The 19,167-nt window shown below is 69.4% G+C and carries 19 protein-coding genes; 10 read left to right on the top strand and 9 right to left on the bottom strand.

Annotation, left to right across the window (positions count from 1 at the left end):
• Positions 1 to 357: 357 nt before the first annotated feature.
• Positions 358 to 549, top strand: a complete 192-nt coding sequence (locus ACJ8AN_RS03255; protein ID WP_407753725.1) for a tetratricopeptide repeat protein — start codon at positions 358 to 360, stop codon at positions 547 to 549.
• 43 nt (positions 550 to 592) lie between these two features.
• On the opposite strand, the gene ACJ8AN_RS03250 is transcribed toward ACJ8AN_RS03255, so the two are convergent.
• Positions 593 to 1,621 (bottom strand): GlxA family transcriptional regulator, encoded by a 1,029-nt coding sequence (locus tag ACJ8AN_RS03250; protein WP_407753724.1) that lies wholly within the window; start codon positions 1,619 to 1,621, stop codon positions 593 to 595.
• Between the two features lie 72 nt (positions 1,622 to 1,693).
• On the opposite strand from ACJ8AN_RS03250, the gene ACJ8AN_RS03245 reads away from it, so the two are divergent.
• Together ACJ8AN_RS03245 and ACJ8AN_RS03240 are read left to right on the top strand one after the other, a co-directional pair.
• A complete protein-coding gene (locus tag ACJ8AN_RS03245) occupies positions 1,694 to 2,506 on the top strand; it encodes a dienelactone hydrolase family protein (RefSeq protein WP_407753723.1) in 813 nt (270 codons plus the stop codon).
• A 130-nt stretch (positions 2,507 to 2,636) separates the two neighbouring features.
• Entirely contained in the window at positions 2,637 to 4,127 is a 1,491-nt protein-coding gene (locus ACJ8AN_RS03240; protein WP_407753722.1) for an alpha/beta hydrolase family protein, read from the top strand.
• 136 nt (positions 4,128 to 4,263) lie between these two features.
• Here ACJ8AN_RS03240 and ACJ8AN_RS03235 read toward each other — a convergent pair whose 3' ends face one another.
• The gene (locus ACJ8AN_RS03235) at positions 4,264 to 5,256 is read right to left on the bottom strand and encodes a hypothetical protein (RefSeq protein WP_407753721.1); all 993 of its coding nucleotides are present in this window, start codon (positions 5,254 to 5,256) and stop codon (positions 4,264 to 4,266) included.
• Between the two features lie 438 nt (positions 5,257 to 5,694).
• Here ACJ8AN_RS03235 and ACJ8AN_RS03230 point away from each other — a divergent pair, with 438 nt between their 5' ends.
• Positions 5,695 to 6,528 carry a hypothetical protein gene (locus ACJ8AN_RS03230; RefSeq protein WP_407753720.1) on the top strand — a complete coding sequence of 278 codons (834 nt, stop codon included), beginning with the start codon at positions 5,695 to 5,697 and terminating at the stop codon, positions 6,526 to 6,528.
• Between the two features lie 198 nt (positions 6,529 to 6,726).
• Here ACJ8AN_RS03230 and ACJ8AN_RS03225 read toward each other — a convergent pair whose 3' ends face one another.
• The 3 genes from ACJ8AN_RS03225 to ACJ8AN_RS03215 all read right to left on the bottom strand — a co-directional run bounded on the left by ACJ8AN_RS03225 (position 6,727) and on the right by ACJ8AN_RS03215 (position 9,252).
• A complete protein-coding gene (locus tag ACJ8AN_RS03225) occupies positions 6,727 to 7,257 on the bottom strand; it encodes a hypothetical protein (RefSeq protein WP_407753719.1) in 531 nt (176 codons plus the stop codon).
• Positions 7,258 to 7,439: 182 nt separating this feature from the next.
• Positions 7,440 to 8,054 (bottom strand): cyclase family protein, encoded by a 615-nt coding sequence (locus tag ACJ8AN_RS03220; RefSeq protein ID WP_407753718.1) that lies wholly within the window; start codon positions 8,052 to 8,054, stop codon positions 7,440 to 7,442.
• A 103-nt stretch (positions 8,055 to 8,157) separates the two neighbouring features.
• A complete protein-coding gene (locus tag ACJ8AN_RS03215) occupies positions 8,158 to 9,252 on the bottom strand; it encodes a glucose 1-dehydrogenase (protein ID WP_407753717.1) in 1,095 nt (364 codons plus the stop codon).
• A gap of 189 nt (positions 9,253 to 9,441) precedes the next feature.
• On the opposite strand from ACJ8AN_RS03215, the gene ACJ8AN_RS03210 reads away from it, so the two are divergent.
• Entirely contained in the window at positions 9,442 to 9,999 is a 558-nt protein-coding gene (locus ACJ8AN_RS03210; RefSeq protein ID WP_407753716.1) for a hypothetical protein, read from the top strand.
• Between the two features lie 150 nt (positions 10,000 to 10,149).
• Here the strand turns inward: ACJ8AN_RS03210 and ACJ8AN_RS03205 are convergent, their stop codons facing one another.
• The gene (locus ACJ8AN_RS03205) at positions 10,150 to 10,359 is read right to left on the bottom strand and encodes a hypothetical protein (protein ID WP_407753715.1); all 210 of its coding nucleotides are present in this window, start codon (positions 10,357 to 10,359) and stop codon (positions 10,150 to 10,152) included.
• A gap of 201 nt (positions 10,360 to 10,560) precedes the next feature.
• Between ACJ8AN_RS03205 and ACJ8AN_RS03200 the strand changes: the two genes are divergently transcribed.
• Both ACJ8AN_RS03200 and ACJ8AN_RS03195 read left to right on the top strand, forming a co-directional pair.
• Positions 10,561 to 11,118: a Uma2 family endonuclease gene (locus tag ACJ8AN_RS03200; protein WP_407753714.1), complete on the top strand. Its 558-nt coding sequence runs from the start codon at positions 10,561 to 10,563 to the stop codon at positions 11,116 to 11,118.
• Between the two features lie 551 nt (positions 11,119 to 11,669).
• Complete coding sequence (locus ACJ8AN_RS03195) at positions 11,670 to 12,959, top strand: hypothetical protein (RefSeq protein WP_407753713.1); 1,290 nt, start codon at positions 11,670 to 11,672, stop codon at positions 12,957 to 12,959.
• 54 nt (positions 12,960 to 13,013) lie between these two features.
• On the opposite strand, the gene ACJ8AN_RS03190 is transcribed toward ACJ8AN_RS03195, so the two are convergent.
• Entirely contained in the window at positions 13,014 to 13,430 is a 417-nt protein-coding gene (locus ACJ8AN_RS03190) for a hypothetical protein (protein WP_407753712.1), read from the bottom strand.
• Positions 13,431 to 13,618: 188 nt separating this feature from the next.
• On the opposite strand from ACJ8AN_RS03190, the gene ACJ8AN_RS03185 reads away from it, so the two are divergent.
• Positions 13,619 to 15,097, top strand: coding sequence for a hypothetical protein (locus ACJ8AN_RS03185; protein ID WP_407753711.1), 1,479 nt, complete (start codon positions 13,619 to 13,621; stop codon positions 15,095 to 15,097).
• A 1-nt stretch (position 15,098) separates the two neighbouring features.
• Here ACJ8AN_RS03185 and ACJ8AN_RS03180 read toward each other — a convergent pair whose 3' ends face one another.
• Positions 15,099 to 15,605, bottom strand: coding sequence for a YkgJ family cysteine cluster protein (locus ACJ8AN_RS03180; protein ID WP_407753710.1), 507 nt, complete (start codon positions 15,603 to 15,605; stop codon positions 15,099 to 15,101).
• A 151-nt stretch (positions 15,606 to 15,756) separates the two neighbouring features.
• On the opposite strand from ACJ8AN_RS03180, the gene ACJ8AN_RS03175 reads away from it, so the two are divergent.
• Positions 15,757 to 17,226, top strand: a complete 1,470-nt coding sequence (locus ACJ8AN_RS03175) for an MDR family MFS transporter (RefSeq protein WP_407753709.1) — start codon at positions 15,757 to 15,759, stop codon at positions 17,224 to 17,226.
• A 128-nt stretch (positions 17,227 to 17,354) separates the two neighbouring features.
• Positions 17,355 to 18,212, top strand: coding sequence for an N-acetylmuramoyl-L-alanine amidase (locus tag ACJ8AN_RS03170; RefSeq protein WP_407753708.1), 858 nt, complete (start codon positions 17,355 to 17,357; stop codon positions 18,210 to 18,212).
• Positions 18,213 to 18,323: 111 nt separating this feature from the next.
• On the opposite strand, the gene ACJ8AN_RS03165 is transcribed toward ACJ8AN_RS03170, so the two are convergent.
• Positions 18,324 to 19,167 (bottom strand): hypothetical protein (locus ACJ8AN_RS03165; RefSeq protein ID WP_407753707.1); only part of this gene is annotated, 844 nt, incomplete at its 5' end.

Genomic DNA, 19,167 nt, shown 5'->3' with positions numbered 1-19,167 from the left:
CACCCGGGGCGGGGTCTCGCCAGAACTCGCAGCGCTGCCCGGGGGCCCGTACCAGAACTGTCAGGGCGGCACTATTCCACGGATCGACCTTCAGTCCGGTACCCAGTCTGTGAGTGGGTGCTGCGGCGATCTCGTCCGAACCTGCAAGGTCACGGGCTATTCGACCCTGAATACACTCACCTGCCTTTAATTGAGCTTGCCGGGGCCCGGGCCGGGGTCCGAGGTGGAGGACCTGAAGTTCCGCCGCCCGCCCGCGCTCGCCCGCCGGATAGCCGCTCCAGCCCCTGACTGTCGTTCGCGTGAAGGTGCGTGTTGGCGTGCAGGGAGAATCCCTCCAGGAAGGCGCACCGACAGGGGGTGGAGAAGGATGTGCGCCGCGCCGCGTCTCTCTACGAGAAGGCCTGCCAGGGCGGAGACGCCCAGGGGTGCAACAACCTCGGCGTCATGTACAAGCAGGGAACGGGTGTGAAGAAGGACAAGCGCCGGGCCGCACAGCTGTTCAAGCAGGCCTGCGGCGGCGGGTACACCGAGGCCTGCAAAGCCAGATAGACGGGCCGAGGCACGCGGTCGCCGTGAATCGGCGCGGGCGTGCTCATCCCTCGCGGAGGCCGCGCCGCGCTTCGGCCTCCCGGACACTTGAGCGCGTACGTCGTGCGCGTGGTGTCTCCCCGGTCTCGCGGCGGAAGATGCGCCGGAACGCGGCCGGGTCGGCGTAACCGACGCGCGCCGAGACCTCATCGACCGGGTGCTGCGTGGTCTCGAGCAGGTGCACCGCCTGGGCGATCCGCAGCCGTTGTGCGAACCGTTGGGGGGTGATGCTCAACCCCTTCGCGACCCTTCGAGCCAGCGTGCGGGGCGACGTGGCCGTGGCGCGAGCCATCTCGTGAATCGTCACCTGCCGTCCGAGGTTGGACGTGACGAAGGACTCGAGCTGACGAATGACCGGATCCGCGCCGCGGAGGTGGCCCAGCACCATGTAGCGAGCCTGCGACGCGCGCTCGTCGAGGACGAGATACCGGGCGACCATGTGCGCGACCGAGGGACTCACGGTGTGGGCGAGGATCGCCAGCATGAGGTCGGCGTGCGCGAACGCGGAGCCCGCGGTGAAGACGCCGCCCGACTCGACGACCATGCGGTCCGAGCACAGGCTCACGCGCGGAAAGCGCTGGGCGAAGACCGGGCCCAGCCACCAGGTGGTCGTCGCCCGCCGGCCCTCGAGCACCCGCGCGGCCGCGAGCACGAAGGTCGCCGAGCAGGACGCCGCGACGAGCACGCCCTTCGCGGCCGCGCGCGCCACCAGCTCCACGCCGCGCACGACGTCCGGGCGCTCGAGCGCGGCGGAGATCTCAGGTGCCGTCGCCATCCCGAGCCCCGGTAACACCAGCACGTCGCCCGCGCCCAGTCCTCTCAGACTCAGCGCGCCATCCACCGCGAGCGTGCGTCCCGCCGACGTGCGGACGGGCTCGCCATCCACCGACACAATCCGCTGGCGCGGCGGCGGACGGCCCTTGGGGAGAGCGACGAGCCCCGCCCGCATGACCCGCGCCGCGGCCCCCACGATGTCGAGGGCCACACCCAGCGGACCATCCGCGACTCCGTCGAAAACGAGGTGCGTCACCATCTGGCAATCCTAGACCGAAGGTTGTCGTTCCCGCCACTTGGCCGTGAGGACCCGCGGGCGCATTCTCTGCTCATGAACCAGACACTGGCGGACGATCCGCTCGGCGACTTCGAGCGCCGCTCCATCACCCTGCACGGTGAGACCAAGGGGGTCTACGTCGCCGGCACCGGTCCTGCTGTGATTGTCATGGCCGAGATGCCAGGCATCAGCCCTCATGTCGCTCGCTTCAGCCGTTGGGTTCGAGATGCCGGCTTCACCGTATACATGCCGTCGCTCTTCGGGCGGGACGGCGCCTTCCCGAGTGCGGAGGAAGGTGCGGCGGTGCTCCAGCGCGCGTGCGTCAGCGCCGAGTTCCGCGCGTTCGCGGCCAACGCGTCGAGCCCCGTCACGCGGTGGCTGCGCGCGCTGGCGAGCCTCGCCCACGAGCAGTGCGGGGGCCCGGGCGTGGGGGCCATTGGCATGTGCTTCACCGGCAACTTCGCGCTCAGCATGATGCTCGAGCCCTCCATGCTCGCTCCGGTGCTCTGCCAGCCCTCGCTGCCGCTGAACAACCCGGGGGCCATCCAGATAGCCCCCGAGGAGCTCGCGCACGTGAAGGAGCGTCTCGAGCGCGAGGACCTGACGGTGCTCGGCTACCGGTTCGCGGGGGACCGGTTCTGCACGGCGCAGCGGTTCGCGGCCTACCGCGAGGCGCTCGGAGACCGCTTCGTCGCGAAGGTCCTCCCCGATGAGGCGGCGAACCCCAACCCCCCACCGTTCTTCAAGCACGTCGTCAATTCACCGCACAGCGTGGTGACGGCACACCTCATCGATGCGGCGGGCGCGCCGACCCTCGCCGCGCGGGATGAAATCCTGTCGTTCTTCGCGCGCCGCCTGGCCTCCTGAACCCGCTGGGCGGGTCAGCCAACTCACAGCCGATGGCGGCCGGGCTCCGGGATCCGTCCGACTGACATCGAACACCCTGCCCCATCCGCCCGTTCCGCGAGTCCCCCCCGCTCCGCATAGGCTCGCGCGCATGCGCTCCCGACAGCCGCTCCTCTTCCTCCTCCTCGGAAGTCTGACGTTCGCCTCCACGGCCTCGCGCGCCGACCCGCAGCCCGGTGCCACCCCCGCCGCCCCCGAGGCCAGCATGAAACCCGATGACACCCTCCTGGGCCACTGGGAGGGCCGCCTCGCGCTCCCCAATGGCAACAGCCTGCGCGTGCTGCTCGACGTCACGCGCGGCGCCGACGGCGCGCTCGCCGCCACCGCCGACAGCCCGGACCAGGGCGCCCGGGGGCTGCATGTCGACAGCATCCGGCTCGACAAGGACCAGGTCGACTTCACGCTCGCCATCGGCGCCGCGTACCAGGGCACGCTCAACGCCGCGGGCGACACCCTCACCGGGCAGTGGAAGCAGCGCGGCGCCTCGCTGCCGCTCGAGTTCCACCGGGGCAGCGCCACCACCGCGGCTTCCACCGCCGCCGAGCCTCGCCGGCCGCAGCTGCCGAAGCCGCCCCTGCCCTACCGCGCCGAGGAGGTGTCCTACGAGAACCCGGCCGCGCACGTGAAGCTCGCCGGCACGTTCATCGTCCCGCCCGGCGACGGTCCGTTCCCCGCCGTCCTGCTCCTGACCGGCTCGGGTGCCCAGGATCGCGATGAAACCATTTTCGGCCACAAGCCCTTCCTCGTGCTCGCCGATGCGCTCGCCCGCCGCGGCATCGCCGTGCTGCGCGTCGACGACCGGGGCATCGGCGGCTCGACCGGAGACTTCACCAAGGCCACCACCGAGGACTTCGCGGGTGACGCGCTCGCGGGCGTCGCGTGGCTCGAGACGCGCAAGGAGGTCGACGCGCGGCGCATCGGCCTCGTCGGCCACAGCGAGGGTGCGGCGGTGGCACCCATGGCGGCCGTGCGCTCGAAGGACGTCGCGTACCTCGTCCTCCTCGCTGGCCCCGGCCTCCCCGGCGACCAGATTCTCCTGCGACAGATCACCGACCTCGGCCATATGCTCGGCAAGCCCGAAGCCGAACTCGCCAAGGGGCTCGAGCTCGAGCGGCGCCTGCTCGACCTGGTGAAGGCGGAGAAGGATCCGGACAAGCTGCGCGCCCGGGCCCGCGGGCTGCTCGAAGCGCACCTGAAGCAGGCGTCCGAGGCCGAGCGCAAGCAGGTCGAGGCGGGCGGCGGCGTCGACGCGCAGCTCGCCCAGCTCACGTCCCCCTGGTTCCGCTTCTTCGTCACCTATGATCCGCGTCCCACGCTCGCCCGGGTCAAGGTGCCCGTCCTCGCGCTCACCGGGGAGAAGGATGTGCAGGTGTCGGCGAAGGAGAACCTGCCCGCCATCGAGCGCGCGCTCAAGAAAGGGGGCAACACCCGCGGCGTCACGCGCGAGTTGCCGGGCCTGAACCACCTGCTGCAGACGGCGAAGACCGGCTCCCCGGCGGAGTACGGGCAGATAGAAGAGACCATGTCCCCCGCGGCGCTCACCGCCATCGCCGACTTCGTCCTATCGATCGGCGGCAAGTAGCCCGCCCGCGCCTGGAGGCGGCGGGAATCGAAGCCGCGTCTACCCGATGCGGCTCCGCTGGAGGCAGTGCCGGCTCGCTGAGAAAGCCCCCGACCCGCGGCGCGTTCGAAGTGCCGCGGGCTCCCTCCCTCCGCTCTTATGCGCCGGGCAGCAAGAAGATCTGCAAGCGCCCGAAGTTGTCGGAGACAGGTTTGTCGTTGATGCGCACCTGCAGCGCGTTGCCGTCCCCCATCAGCTCATAGGTGTACTTGTGCTCCTTCGCGCTGAAGGAGTCCGGGGTGGCCGGGTGCTTCCAGGTCTTCCCCCCGTCCAGGCTGACCTGGATGATGGTATTTCTCAGGGGTGCAGGCTCCGGGTTCTTCTCCAGGGCATGGCCCTTGGACCATGCAAAGATGAACTCGGGGTCGGCGCCGACGTTCCGGGTCCCTCCCTTGGGGCTCGGAAACATGGGCGCAGCTTCCGGCTGGAGTGACCTCGCGCCAGCGTTGATGTTGCCTCCCCACACGGTATAGGTGCCCTGCATCGTGACGCGATACGGCTTGCCCTTCTCGAGCACCCTCTGGCTGGAGACGGGGGCTGCACTCTGGGAGTCGAGCCACAGCTCCTCGGCCGGGATGACCTTGACGTCATCGATGAGCCCGCCCAGCGCGTCCGCGCCGCTGAGATCCGCGAGGCGCAGCTCGGTGGTGGTGTCGGTGGCGGTCACGCGGTAGGTGAAGCGCTGCCAGTTCGTGGCGGGGGTCCCCGCGCCGCTCGCGTCCAGCACGGCGATCTCATTGCCGTTCCAGTAGATGCCGATGCGGTTATCGAGGCAGCCGGGCCGGGGCGAGAAGGAGAGGCTGAGCTCATAGACACCGCCGGGGCGGGTGTTCAGGTTCTGCGCGACCGAGGTGGGAGCGGTCGAGTCGAGTTCCAGGTGCTGGGCGCCGTCCAGCGGGCGCCAGCCCACGGTGGCCGTCTGGAGTTCGGGCCCGGGACCCGAGACGGTCCGCCAGCCGGGGATGGTTGCGAGGACGCTAAAGGGGCGCCCGATCTGGGGCTCCTCAAAGCTGCCATTGACGACGATGGACTGCTGGGCGTGGGCGGCGGTGGCGGTAAGCAGCAGGGCGGTGAGCAGAGCGAGCCTCATGTGTTCCTCACATATTCGGGGAGTGGCGCTCGCGAGCGATATCGTCGCGAGCGACCCGCGGCAATGAGCAAGAAGGGGGCCAATGGGGAGCGTGCTCGCTTCCGGCCGCGCCGCGAAGGCTGTCGGACGAGAGGACCAGTCGTTCTCTACCACCCAGGTGAGGCGGAGCGTCTGCCAGCCCGTGGGGAGCTGGAAGCCGAACTCCCAGAGCGCTGACACGTCAGCCGGCTTCGCTGACACGTCAGCTGGCGTGTCCAAGGCCTCGAGCCCCTTCTCCGTCACCCCGCCTCTCCTCTTACACGTGGGCTCCAAGGGTCTGGCCTGCCGTTTGCTGTGAGACAGCCGCAGAGCACGCTAGCGAGACAGCCCTCGCAGGCGTGAGTCCCAGAGTCAAAACCCTTTTCAGATACCAACCCTTGATGTGAGGAATTGATCACGATGCTCGCTTCCATTGCTACCGTCCTGCTGGCCACCGCGCTCGGCCAGGCCCCCACCAGCACCATGGCCGCCCCGGCGCCCTTCCCCTATTGTGGTATGGAGATCCAGCTCAAGTCGTGGAAGGGGGACTACCTGAACCGTTCCGACGCGGCCATTCCCATCACCGCGGCGGCCACCGGCGCCACCGGCAACAAGTGGAGCGCCGAGTGCACCACGGACGGCAAGGTGAAGCTGAAGTCGACGAAGGGGGACTACCTGAACCGGACCGATCTGGCCCAGGGCGCCACCGTCGCCACGGCGGCCACTGGCACCGGCACCGTGTGGACGCCTGTATTCACCACCGCCGGCAAGCTCGTGCTGCGGTCGTCGAAGGGGGACGGCCTGCACCGGCCGGACAGCGCCCCGGCCGTCACCAGCTGGGGCACCGGCATTGGCAATGAGTGGACCCTCGAGCTCGCCGCGTGCGGCAAGAAGGTGGTGCTGCGGTCGTCGAAGATGGACGGCCTGCACCGGCCGGACAGTGCCCCGGCCGTCACCACCTGGGGCACCGGCATTGGCAATGAGTGGACCCTTGAGTGCGCCGCGGACGGCAAGTACCTGTTCAAGTCCTGGAAGGGGGACTACCTGAACCGTACCGACGCGGCCCAGGCCATCACCGCGGCGGCCACCGGCGCCACCGGCAACGCGTGGACTCCTGAGTTCGCCAGCGGCAAGGTGAAGCTCAAGTCGGTGAAGGGGGACTACCTGAACCGTACCGACGCGGCTCAGGGCGTCAACGCGGCGGCCACCGGCACCGGCACCGTGTGGAGCCTGGAAATGTTGCCGAATCAGTAAGTCCCACGGGCTGCTCCCGAGAACGATTGAGCGCAGTTTCCGTAAGACTTCTGACCGGGTATTCCGCTCGCTGCCTCACGCCGCGCTCCATTTTGGAGCACTTGGGACTGAGCCTGCCCCACGTCACCGGGGCAAGCCCGCCGACGCGGCTGCCCTTGCTGGCGGCCGCGCCGGTTGTGTTTTCAGACCCGGGGCGCGCTACGGAACGACCTCGCAGCCGCAGCCGCACTGGTCGAAGAACCCCTGGGTGTTCCCCTCGCAGATGAAGGTGATGGCGGCGCACGCGTCGGGATCCCTCGAGACGTACGTGCGGTTCGGGTCGTTATAGTCACAGGCCGGCAGCTGCTTCTGGCAGCCACAACCACACTCGTTGGAGAACGGGACGTAGCCCTCCTTGCAGGTGTAACGGATGAGGGCACACTGGGCGGGGTCGCGGGAGACATACTTGAGGCGCGGTTCCCGGCCCGTGCAGGCGGCGGGGGTCTCCCTCTGACAGGTGCCCGCACAATCGGCGCCGCCCTGGTTCGGGTCACAGCTGTCGTTGGGATCGTCGATGCAGGCATAGCCCTCGGAACAAGGGGTGCCGGCGAAACCACCGCAGAAGTCTCCCTCGGCATGCTGTTGCTGGCTCCCTGCCTCCTGCTGAGCCTCGGCGGTGGGAGCGCAGCCCGTGCCACAGAGCGCCGCGCCAATGACGAGGACACTGCACCACATCAGACGAATCGACATCTGGAACCCCCTCTTTTGGACTGCGCAGGAGGATGCGAGTGGGGATGGCAATCCGGAAGCAGCGCAGCAAGCAGGCAAGGGCCCCTCTGCTTCCGGCTGTAACCCGGGGGCCACACCCGCTGTTCACTGGAATGACGGAGGGCGCATGGGACTGCGCAACTTCGCCTTCAGCCTCGTGCTCCCTACCGGAGGGACACGGCGGCCGGCTCGCCCAGCGCGCGCACCAGCGCCCGCGCGGGCAGGCCCCACTCGGCCCTCGCCTTCAATGGCAGACACTTGAGCTCGTGCACTCCCGCCGGCACCCCGCTCAAATCCAACCCCTCGATGAGCCACACGCCCGCCTCGCGCAATTGCTGGTGCACCTCGAGCGCCTCCGCGTGGAAGCCCGCGCGCGACACGTAGTCCACCCCCACGCACGCCACCCGCCGCTCCACCAGCAGCCGCACCGCCGCCTCCGACAGTCGCACGAAGTCGTCCCCGTGCGGCCGCTTCCACCACTCGCGCGGCGAGTTGCGCGTGCGCAGCAGCAACCGCTCTCCGGCCCTCGGCTCGTACCGGGCCAGCGAGTCCGCCCGGATGCAGTCCACGTCGTCCAGGTGCAGCACCCGCGCCCGGCCCACCGTGGCCCCCGGCCCCTCCCCGCCCGGCTCCCCATCCGGCTCCACGTCCGGCGGCGCCGTCACGTACGTCCCCATCCACGCCGCCCGCCCCAACCACCGCGCCCGCTCCGGCAGCCCCACCCCCGCCGACAGCTCCTCCTCGCACAGCACCGAGATGTCCAGCCAGGCTCCCTCCATGTGCTCCTCCTCGTCGCGACGCGGGATTATTTTGTGCTCAAATAAATACCACTGTAGCCGTTTACTGGAGAGAAAAGGGAGGGACGGAATGTGAGCGGCCGCTTCACCTCGGGGTGAAGACGATGACGTCCTTGATGGCGGTGCCCTGCTTGCCCCGCACCACCTCGGCGTAGTCCTCGGGGCGGTGGCGGGCGGTGATGAGGCGCTCGACCTTGCCGGGCCACTTCGCGCGGAAGCGCCCGAGGTCCTCCAGCGCCGCCTCGAAGTCCGTGGCCGCCGCGTTCACCGTGCCAATCATTATCTGGTTGTTCATCACCACCTGCTTCATCAGCCCGCCCTCGTCGAGCTGGCCCTCCTCGCTCTCGGGCACGCCGGTGAAGACGAAGACGCCGTTGGGCGCGAGCGCCTGGAGCACCTGGAAGGCGGCGCTGGCCACGCCCGCGGCCTCGTACACCACGTCGGCGCGCCCGCGCTGCTGCACGAGCGCGTCCACCGGGTGCTGCTTCGAGGACACGTACGGAGCGCCGAGCGACTCGGCCATGTCCGCCTTGGGGTTGGGCTTGGGCGAGCGCGAGTACACCGTCGTCTGGAAGCCCGCGCGCATGAGGGCCATGGCGCCCAGGAGGCCCACCGGCCCGGCGCCGAGCACCACCGCGCGGCCCGGCAGCGCGCGTCCCCACGGCATGCGCGTCTGCACGTGCGCCACCTCGCGCAGCGCCTTCTCGGCGATGGTGAGCGGCTCGGTGAGCACCGCCACCTCGCGCAGCTCGCGCGGCACCCGGTGCAGGTAGAGCGCGTCCTCCACGAAGAGCTCCGCGGCGAAGCCGTGCGCGCCTTGAATCCCCCGCTCGGTGTACTGGCCCGTCACGCAGAAGTCCGAGGCCCCCGAGCGGCACGGCAGGCAGTCGGGGCTCGGGCAGGGCCGGCGCACCCGCGGCACCACGAGATCTCCAGGCGCGAGGTCCTTCACGCCCTCGCCCACCTCCACCACCTCGCCCAGACACTCGTGCCCGACGATGAGGTGCGGCTCGCCCTCGGGGGGCTTGCCGTGCTTGCCCTCGACGACTTCCTTGTCCGTGCCGCACACGCCCACCTCGAGCGTGCGCACGCGCACCTGCGAGGGCGAGCCCAACCGGGGCTCGGGCACGTCGATGACCTTCACCTCATGGCCCTGGGGGAACACCGCCACCGCCTTCATGCCGCCACCTCCTGTGCGTCCCGAGTCGATGCCCTGGATTCACCCCGCGTGCACCCGTGGCGTGGGCGGGAGCGCGGGTGGTGGACACTCGGGAGGACGGGATGCGCACCGGTCAACGGAGGGCCAACGGTTGGGGGGCCCGAGAGTTCGCGCGTGCCCGTCCGGGGCGTCCGGGCTATGTACGGGGCCGTGAGCGATACCGCGCCCTCCGTGACCCCCTCGCGCTCGCTGTTCCTCGGCGCCGTGGGTGTCCTGATGCTCTCCGTGCCCTTCTTCGTCTTCGGGCTGGCCTTCTTCGACACCAAGGCCCGCATCGAGTTCAGCTGTCAGCGGGGCGGGCCCTGCACGCTGACGCGCAGCGGTTATTTGAGCCGGGAGGAGCCCAACGTCTTCACGCTGGCGGAGCTGCAGGGAGCGCGCGTGGAGCGGGACCGCAGCCCCCGGGGCGAGCAGCAGAACATCTACCGCCCGGTGCTCGTCACCACGCGGGGCGAGTTCCCCCTGTCCCCGTACTGGATGGATGACGAGAAGCAGGCCGAGCGGACCGCGTACTCGGTGAACCGCTTCCGGGAGAACCCCGAGGCGCCCGGCTTCGGCATGTGGCACGACGACCGGCCGCGCGCGAGCCGCATGGGCGCCATGTTCACCGCGGTGGCGGTGCTGGTGCTGCTGCTCGGACTGTGGCTCTTGTGGCGAGCCGTGAAGCGCCGCCGCGAGGAGCGCGCCCGGGGGACGGCGCAGGGCTAAGCCAGATGGGGTAAGTCCTGTCAGGGGGGAGGCTCCGGGCGCGTTTTCCCGCAACTGGTCCGATGGTCGTACCAGTCGGGACGAAACGCGACCGGAAGGTGCCTCGTTCTTTGCGCCGAGAGCACCCTGACAGGACTTTCCCCATCTGGCTTAGATGCCAGGGACTCCGCGCGGGCGCACGTCCAGCTCGGAGCCCTGGCGAAGCGACAGGTAGAAGCCGCCGATGAGGAACTGGCCCAGGGCGTGGGCTGGGAAGATGCCCACGCAGCAGGCGATGGCGCCGGCCAGGCCCAACAGCATCGTCAGCAGGATGATGCCGAACAGGGACAGCCGCTCGCCGCGCGCCAGCACGTAGCTCAAGCGGTTCCTGGAGGACTCCGCTGAAACGGTGGGGCCGGAGCTCGTCGACATCGCCGCAGGCAGCTCTCGCCCCTGGCCTCCCTCTCCTCGCTCCAGTCGCTCCACATCCCTGAGACGCAGGTGCTGAATCTGGTGCCATTGAGTGACTTTTCTGGAAGGCCAGGACTACCTTATGTCAGAGGTAGGGTCTAGACTGTCCGCATGACTGGCCAGAAGCGCACGGCGGCTCATGGGGCTCCCCATGCGGGGCCCTCGCACCAGGTGACGGAGTGGATCTCGGGCGAGCTGTACGTGAGTCCCCGGCCCGCCGTGCCCTATGCGGTGGCGGCCTCGGAGCTGCTGGGCGAGCTGAGCGGCCCCTTTGGCCGGGGACGAGGTGGACCCGGAGGCTGGCGTCTGTGGTTCGCGCCCGAGCTGCACCTCGGGGAGGACGTGCTGGTGCCGGACGTGGCGGGCTGGCGACGCGAGCGGATGCCCCGCACTCCGCGCACCGCGGCCCTCACCCCCGTTCCCGACTGGGTGTGCGAGGTGCTCTCGCCCTTCACCCGGACATTGGACCAGACGGCGAAGCTGCCCGTGTACGCGCGCGAGGGCGTGCGGCACGTGTGGTGGGTGGACCCGGACGCGCGCTCGCTCGAGGTGCTCCGCCTGGAGGGCTCCCACTACCGGCTGCTCGCCACCCATACCAGCCCGGCCCGGCTTCGCGCCGAGCCCTTCGAGGCCCTTGAGTGGTCGCCCTCCCTCCTCTGGGAGGAGTGAAACGACCGGTGGGACGCTCGGCTGTCTGGCGGGTGATTCCTGCTCCTACGGACCGGAGTTCCGAGGACGAACTTCTCGATTGGTTTTGACTACGTTGTACGCGGTGCCAAATGGCGAAGGGAGACTCGTGCCCACTATCTATCGTGTGATGACTCCTGATGGGGACAAGCCAGCGGTCGGACGGAGTGGGCGGAAGTTGGGCGTGCGCATTCCGGATGTTGCACAGCCGGACCTCGCCATCGACATCGCTCCGGACGCCCACGGAGAGGTACATCCCAACGGAAAAGGGATGTCCGTCTCGCCCAGCTTTCAGACCCTGCCGTTCGAACGTCTCCCCAAGAAGTTTCGCAAACTCCGACCTAGCGCTCGGGGTAGTGACTCGGACCGGATCTGGAGGCATGGAACAGGCCCTTTCGCTCCAGGTCCCGTCACCCACGAGCTGGCCCTGCATCCGGACCGGAACGATCATGGTGTCGTCCAACCCGCGGAAGCCATGAAGGTGGAGCGATACGAGCAGGCGCTCGCCACGACGGCACCGGATTGGGTGATCAATGAGCCCTGAGCATACCCCGTCCCGTTTCGCGGCCAACCCCGCCTACGTCCGCTGCCAGCGGCTGCTGAAGGAGTTGCAGGAGCTCATGGCCAGGGGTGAGGGTGAGTCAGAACGCGCGGATGCAGTCCGTGATGCCATGGAGGCCATCCGCAACGAACTCGACGCCGCCGAATCCCTCCGAATCGAAGAACTCTCGGCGGACCTGTACATGCTGACCGACGAGGAAATCTTCCAAGACATCTCCCCCGAGGAGAGAGCCACGTTACCCAAGCGGCTCCAGCGGGCTTTCGATGCAGGGCGGTTCGAGGAGGTTCTCACCCTTCTCAGGTACGGAGCCGATTTTCTACCTCGGGAAGCCATCGCCTATCTGCGTGGAGGGTGCTGGTTCAGACTTCACGACTACGAGCCCGCCGTCTGGTTCTTCCAGTATGCGCACGAGCTCGCGCCGAGAGATCCGGGTACTGCCGTGATGGTTCTGGATGCGCTCTGGCGCGCCGGACGGCAGGCCGATGTCATGGAGCGCGCACGCGGCATTGTCGAGAACCCCTCGGCACATCCCCAGGAGCTGCTCGCGGCCGCGCACATACTCTTTTGTTGGGCAGAACAGCAGGAAGAGGCCGCCGCCATGCCCTTCTACGGCATGGTTGTCCAGGCGATCGAGCGCGCCCTGGAGAAGGAGGCGTCACTCCCCCCAGCGGAGCGCATCCCGGCGATGACTTTCACGGGGCGCGTCGGCAGGGCCCTCGCGCTGGAGCGGCTTGGACGAGAGTCCGAGGCACGTCGGGCCCACCAGGTAAACCTCCAGGAGTATCCAAAAGACCATCACGTATGGACGCTCGCCGGATTGTTCGAGTCCCAGAGGGACGTGCAGCGGGCCGTCCGGTATTTTCAAAGAGCCGTGGAATTGGAGTCACGGCATGTATGGCCCTACTTGTTCCTCGCATACCATCGACTCGAAGAGGGCCGATTCCAGGAGGTCATCGACCTCTGCCGGACGGGCATCGAGCTCGCGCCCTGGAAAGAAGACCTGGCGCGCTTCTACGAGTGGAGCGCCATCGCTCGACATAGGCTCGGAGATCCGGATCGAACGGTGCTGGAACTGTTCGAGACGGCCACCAGGTTGGACCCGCTCAACCTCGCCATCCGCCAGAATCGGGAAGCATTCGAGCGGTTCGTCGCGGCGCAACACGCGGGCCCTCCTCCCCGGCTCGAGGCTTCTGCCGTTCCGAATCTCAGCGAGGCCTTCCGCGCACTGAGCGCTTTTGTCACGTTCGCCCAAGCCGCATGACCCACCCGAAAACGGGCGGACCCGTGCCCTCATGAACGAGAAGCGCTCCGCGCGTCACTGCTCCGGGAGCGGCTCGGAGCCTCCGGTGCCCTGCTGGGCCTCCTGCTCCTTGAGCACCTCGGCCCACTGCGCCCGGAGCGCGGCCTTCTCCAGCTCATCGAGCGACTTCCACTCCTTCTGGAAGGTCGGCCAGAAGCCCTGTACCTGCGCGAGCTGCTGGCGCTGCTCCGCCGGGAGCGAGGGGTAGGCCTGGGTGAGCTCCCGGGCCGCCTCCGCCTCGCAGTTCTTCGGCTTGGGCTTTCCGGCCACCTCGCTCATGAAGAAGCAGACGAACTCGGCGTTGGCCCGGACGAGCCCCGCCGGAGGTGCCTCCGCCGCGGCCGGAGCCGGGTCCTCCTTCGCCATCACCGTCAGCGCCGGGAGCAGGAGCCACGTGCCGAGGAGCCGGGCATACCTGGGTGAGGACTTCATCGCGCTTCCTCCCTCCACGGCGCGGAATGCCCCGTGAGACACATTCATCCGCACGAAAGGACGAGCGGGTGAGGGTCGCGGGGCAGGCGTCCCGTCGAGCCCACGTCCCACCCGTTCGCGAAGGAGGCCGGGGGCCAGGTGGTGGCTGTGCTCCTTTGCGCTACGCTGGGACTCCCGGGAGGAGCCCCATGAAGCACCACGAGCGCATCCAGGAGCAGGCACGTCTCGCACGAGGGCTGGCCGCCGAGCGGCAACAGCTCTTCGCCCAGGTGCCCTTCGCCAGCGAGTTGGAGCGGACCCCTCAAGACATCGAGCGCATCGCCCGGCCGGTGGTGGCCGTGGCCGGCACCGCGTCGCTGGGCAAGAGCACGCTGCAGCTGACGCTCGGCGCGGACGTGCCGTGGAAGTGGCTGGAGGTCGAGGTGCCCGCCACCCCCGAGGCCTCCGAGCTGGCCGGGGACTTCGAGGCCGGTGGCCTGGGCGTGGGCGAGCTCGCCGAGCACTGCCTGCTGGTGCTCTCGGCGCTCCTGCCGCCCTCGCCCGAGGTGCTCGAGTGGTTGCAGCGGCTCGTCGAGGTGTTCCCCGAGGGCTCGCTCCAGGTGGTCCTCACGCGGAAAGACGAGCTCCCCGAGGGCCTGTCGCTCGAGGACGTGCGCGAGCGCTTCACCCAGGAGCTGCGCGAGGCCGTGCCGCACCGCACCCTGCCCCTCTTCCTCGTCTCCAGCACCACGGGCGAGGGCCTCGAGGAGCTGCGAGAGGCGCTGGCCGGGAGCCTCGCGCAGCGGCAGAAGGCGCTGCTCGAGGCGGCGCTGAAGGACTGGAGCACCCTGCTGGCGGAGCTGCACGCGCTGCTCGGGATGAAGGATCTGGCGAAGCTGCGGCCCGAGACGCTCTCGCGCCTGCGCCTGTGCCTGGACGAGCTGCTCGCCGAGGAGGGCCGGAAGTTGGAGGACGCGCTGCCCCATCTCGCCGAGGAGAGCGTGCGCGAGCTGGAGCCGCGGCTGCCCGAGGCGGAGCGTCCCCTCACCCAGGCCTTCCGCGAGAAGCTCGGCGGGCGCGTGGAGCCGCGGTTGAAGGAGCTGCGTCAGCGCGTGGACGCGGTGCTGGCGCGCGAGCTGGCGCGGGACGTGGAGGGCCCGGCGACGCTCGCGCTGGCGGACCGCTTCGGCCGCCTCATCGAGCCGGACGGGCTCTTCTTCGACTGGCGTTTCGCGCGCAAGGGAGGGCTGGCCGGCGTGGGCGCGGCGCTGCTGATGGGCGTGGCGCGCAAGCATGGAGGCTGGGCGCTGCTCGGAGCGGCGCTGGTGGGCGGCGTGCTGGCGGGGCTGCTGGGCAAGGGCACCCGGCTGCGCACCGCCGAGGAGCTGAAGCGCGTGGTGGCCGAGCCCCTGCTCGAGGACTCGCGGCAGCGGGTGAAGCAGGCCACCGAGAGCTCGCGGGCCGACGTCGAGCGCGTGTGCACGTTGTTGCAGAAGGTGGCCGAGGTGTTCTCCCCCGCGGAGGCGGGCGCGTGGGACGCCGAGCGCCTGGGACAGGCCGTCACCCAGGCCGAGAGCCGGCAGCAGCAGCTCGGCCGCGAGCTGACGGAGCTGCACTGGAAGCACACGCTGGAAGGGCTGCAAGAGGGGCTCCCGCCGGCCGCCGGGGGCAGCGCTCCCACGGCGTGACTCAGGAGGCCTCGGAGTCCTCGCCGAAGCGCCTCGGGCCGCCGTGGAAGTGCTCGTCCAGGAGGGCCTCGGTGCGCTCGCGCAGGGCGCGCGTCTCGGGCGAGGGCCCGGCCTCGGACAGGTCGGCGAAGCGCGCGCGCTCCATCACCGGCGCGGGGCGCGCGTCCGTGCCGGGCGGGAGGCTCTTGTCCAACGCGGCCAGCAGCGCGTGCGCCCGGTCCACCACCGCGAGCGCCTCGTCGAGCGGCACCCGGCCCGCGGCCAGCTCCTGGAAGAGGCGGCAGCCGAAGGCGCGGCACCGCTCGGGGCGCTGCGCGTAGAGCGAGCACTGGCGCTCCTTCAGGGCCGAGCAGCACTGGCGCAGGGCGGGCGCGCCACCCACGAGCTCCTCCACGTCGAGCCCGAGGCGGCGGGCGGAAGCCACTTCGTCGGCGCGGAGCGGGACGTGGGAGAAGAGGCTGCCGTCGCAGCACAGGCCGCAGCGCTGGCAGAGCGTGGAGAGGGACACGGCCCGGGAGGCTACTCCAGGAGGGGGCGCACCCGGAGCCCGGGGTCCTGAGACGAGGAGAGCGGGCGAGCGAGGGGCTGCATGACTTGACGATGGCGGTCCCGGCCCCCACCCGTTAAGCAGGGGCCCACCTCCCGCCCGAACCAACAGCATGAGAACGACCCACCGTCCCCTGACCACCGTCTCGCTGGCCCTGTGTCTCTTCATGGCGGCCCTGGAGATGACCGTCGTCTCCACGGCCATGCCCACGGTGGTGGGCGAGCTGGGCGGGCTGCAGAGCTACGCCTGGGTCTTCACCGCGTACATGCTGGCCTCCACCATCACCGTGCCCATCTACGGGAAGCTGGCGGACCTGTATGGACGCAAGCCCGTGCTGCTCTTCGGCATCGGCCTGTTCCTCGCGGGCTCCATCCTCAGTGGCCTGTCCACGTCGATGAACCAGCTCATCGCCTTCCGCACGCTGCAGGGGCTGGGCGCGGGAGCGATGCAGCCGGTATCGCTCACCATCATCGGGGACATCTACACGCTGGAGCAGCGCGCGAAGGTGCAGGGCGTGTTCAGCGGGGTGTGGGGGCTGGCGGGGCTGGTGGGCCCGCTCACCGGTGGGCTCATCGTGAAGTACCTCACCTGGCACTGGGTGTTCTTCATCAACGTGCCGGTGGGGCTCGGCGCGGCGGCGCTGCTGGTGGCCTTCTTCCACGAGCAGGTGCAGCACAAGCCGCAGAAGCTGGACTACGCGGGGGCGTTGCTGCTGTCGGCCGGAGTGGTGGCGCTGCTCTTCGGGGTGCAGGGCGTGGGGCGCAACCTGCTGGCGCTGCCGGTGGGGGCCGTGCTGCTCGTCGCCTTCGTGCTCGTGGAGCGCAAGGTGGCCGAGCCCGTCATCCCCATGTCCATCTTCAAGAATCCCGCCATTGCCATCTCCTCGGCGGCGGGGGCGCTCTTCTCGGCGGCGATGTTCGGGGCCACCACCTACGTGCCGCTGTACGTGCAGGGCGTGCTGGGGGGCTCGGCCACGCTGGCCGGCGGGATGATTACACCGATGATTGTCGGCTGGCCGGTGGCGAGCCTCGTGGCGGGCCGCCTGTTGCTCAAGACAGGCTTCCGGCCGCTCATCGTCGGAGGGCTCGGGCTGTCCGTGATTGGCACGGGGTTGATGGCGCTGCTGCTCAAGCCGGGCTCGTCCCTGCTGGTGCCCGAGCTGGCGATGGCGTTGTTTGGCATTGGCCTGGGCTTCACCGCCACCTCGCTGCTCATCGCGGTGCAGACGAGCGTGGGCTGGGAGCTGCGCGGTGTGGCCACGGCGAGCCACATGTTCTTCCGCACCATCGGCGGGGCGCTCGGGGTGGGGTTGATGGGGGGCGTGCTGGTGTCGGAGCTGTTGAAGGACTCGCGCATTCCCGTCTCCGCCGCCAACGAGCTGCTCGGCCCCGAGCACGGCAAGGGCCTGGCGCCGGAGGTGCTGCGGACGCTGAGCGGGGCGCTCGGCTCGGGGCTGACGATCAACTTCTGGCTCATCTGCGCCGCCAGCGTGGCCGCCTTCGCCGCCGGGCTGTTCTTCCCGAGGGTGAAGCGCGGCGAGGGCACGACCATCTCCGTGAGCGACGCGGCGGCGCCGCACTGAGGGGTAACCGAAGGGCGTGACGGAAAAGTGACGCGGGGCGCAACATCCGGTGCCCCCGGCCGAAAATAGGGAAGCCAGGCATCACGCAAAGTCCCTCCTTCGACCCGTCACCTCCGGAAGGCGTCACCATGCAAGTCCGCGGCTCCCCCTCGCCTCTCACCACCCGTGTCACCACCGCCCGCACCGCGAGCGCGACCCAGGTCTCCGCTCCTCCGGCCGGCCTGCGCGAGGGAGACAAGGGCCCGAAGGTGAAGCAGCTCCAGGACGCGCTGGTGAAGCTGCGCTACCTGACGGCGGCGCAGGTGGCCACGGGCCCCGGCATCTTCGGGCCCAAGACGGAAACGGCGGTGAAGAAGTTCCAGGCGGACCACAAGCTGCCCACCACCGGCTTCTACGGGGACCTGACGCACGCGGCGCTCAAGAAGGCGCTCACCTCGGGCAAGCCCGCGCCCAAGCCGCCGGTCGAGGGCCCCACGAAGCCGGGCTCCAAGCCGGGCGTGTTCCACAAGCCGCCCGTCATCAGCGCGCCCTCGCCCAACTACAACGAGCGCGGTGGCAAGGACATCGACACCATCATCCTGCACCACACGGCGTCCAACGACGGCAAGGGAGACCTGGCCTGGATGCGCAATCCGAAGAGCCAGGTGTCCGCGCACTACATGCTCGACCGGGACGGGAAGATCTACCAGCTCGTCAATGACCAGAAGCGCGCGTGGCACGCGGGCGCGGGCGAGCTGCACGGCGTGCCCACGGACGTGAACGGGCGCTCCATCGGCATCGAGATCGTCAACGACGGCAGCGGCAAGACGCCCTTCACGGACGCGCAGTACAAGGCGCTCACCCAGCTCGTCGGCTACCTGAAGCAGGAGTACAAGGTGCCGATGAACAACATCCTCGGGCACAAGGACGTGGCGGTGCCCAAGGGCCGCAAGAACGACCCGGCCGCCAACTTCGACTGGAACCGGCTGCGCAAGGGTATTTCCTGAGCCTCGGCCCGCTCCGGGGCCCCCTCCTATCTCCGTGAGCGACGCGGCGGCGCCTCACTGAGGCCTGAGGGGCAGGTGCGGTGTCGGCTGCGCCCGTGGCCAGGCGGACGCTCAGCCTCCCGAGCCGAACGCCAGCGAGGAGATGCCGGCGAGCAGGGGGGTCAACACGGAGAGGCCTTGTTGAAGGTCCTGAAGCGAGGAGCCTTGCAGGCCGAGCCCGATACGGATGGCCTGCCGCTCCTCGAACCACTGCTTCCAGGTGAAGCGGCTCTCGACCGACTGCCGGGCGAGCTCCTCCGCGAGGGTCTGGCCCACGTCGTTCAGGGTCTTGCGTATCGGCAGGTAGATGATGGCGAGCAGCCACGTGTAGTAGACGCCGAAAACCACGACACTTCCCGCGGGAAGCAGCTCCGGTGGGCCGGGGGCGGTCTCGTGGAGCAGGTTGCGCAGTGACCCTGTCACCAGGATGAAGAGGCCGATATTGGCCGCGCACAAACCCAGCAGGCGCTCCAACCGTGAGCGGAGCTGTTGATACCGCCGTACGTCCTCAGCGAGGCGCTCCTCCTCGGGTTGCTCCAGACGCGTCGGGGACGGGTGGAACTGGACGCTGAGCTGGAGGTGAACGCCAAACATGCCCCAGGTATGCATCAGCACGGCCGCGACCCCGAGCAGGTTCAGGGTGAGGAGCTTGATGGGGAAGCCTGGCACGGAGATCAGGACCTCCGCACGTCTGAGGATGGCCAGGCCAGACGACTGAGCGATGAGGAAGGGGATGATCATGGGGCTCAGGAACATGAGCGCGGCGAGGAAGACCGCGGCTCCGGCCTCCCCACGCCGCGCCCCCAGGCCTGACCCGGGCGTGCGGCTGTCGCGCCACTCGTTGAACATGACGAGCACGGAGGCCACCCAGAGCGTGGGCGACAGCGCGAGAAGCATGTGCAGGAGCCGCACCTTG

This window comes from Archangium sp. (genome assembly GCF_045802675.1).
In the GTDB taxonomy this organism is placed as follows: domain Bacteria; phylum Myxococcota; class Myxococcia; order Myxococcales; family Myxococcaceae; genus Archangium.
This window is presented reverse-complemented; position numbering and strand designations above follow the sequence as displayed.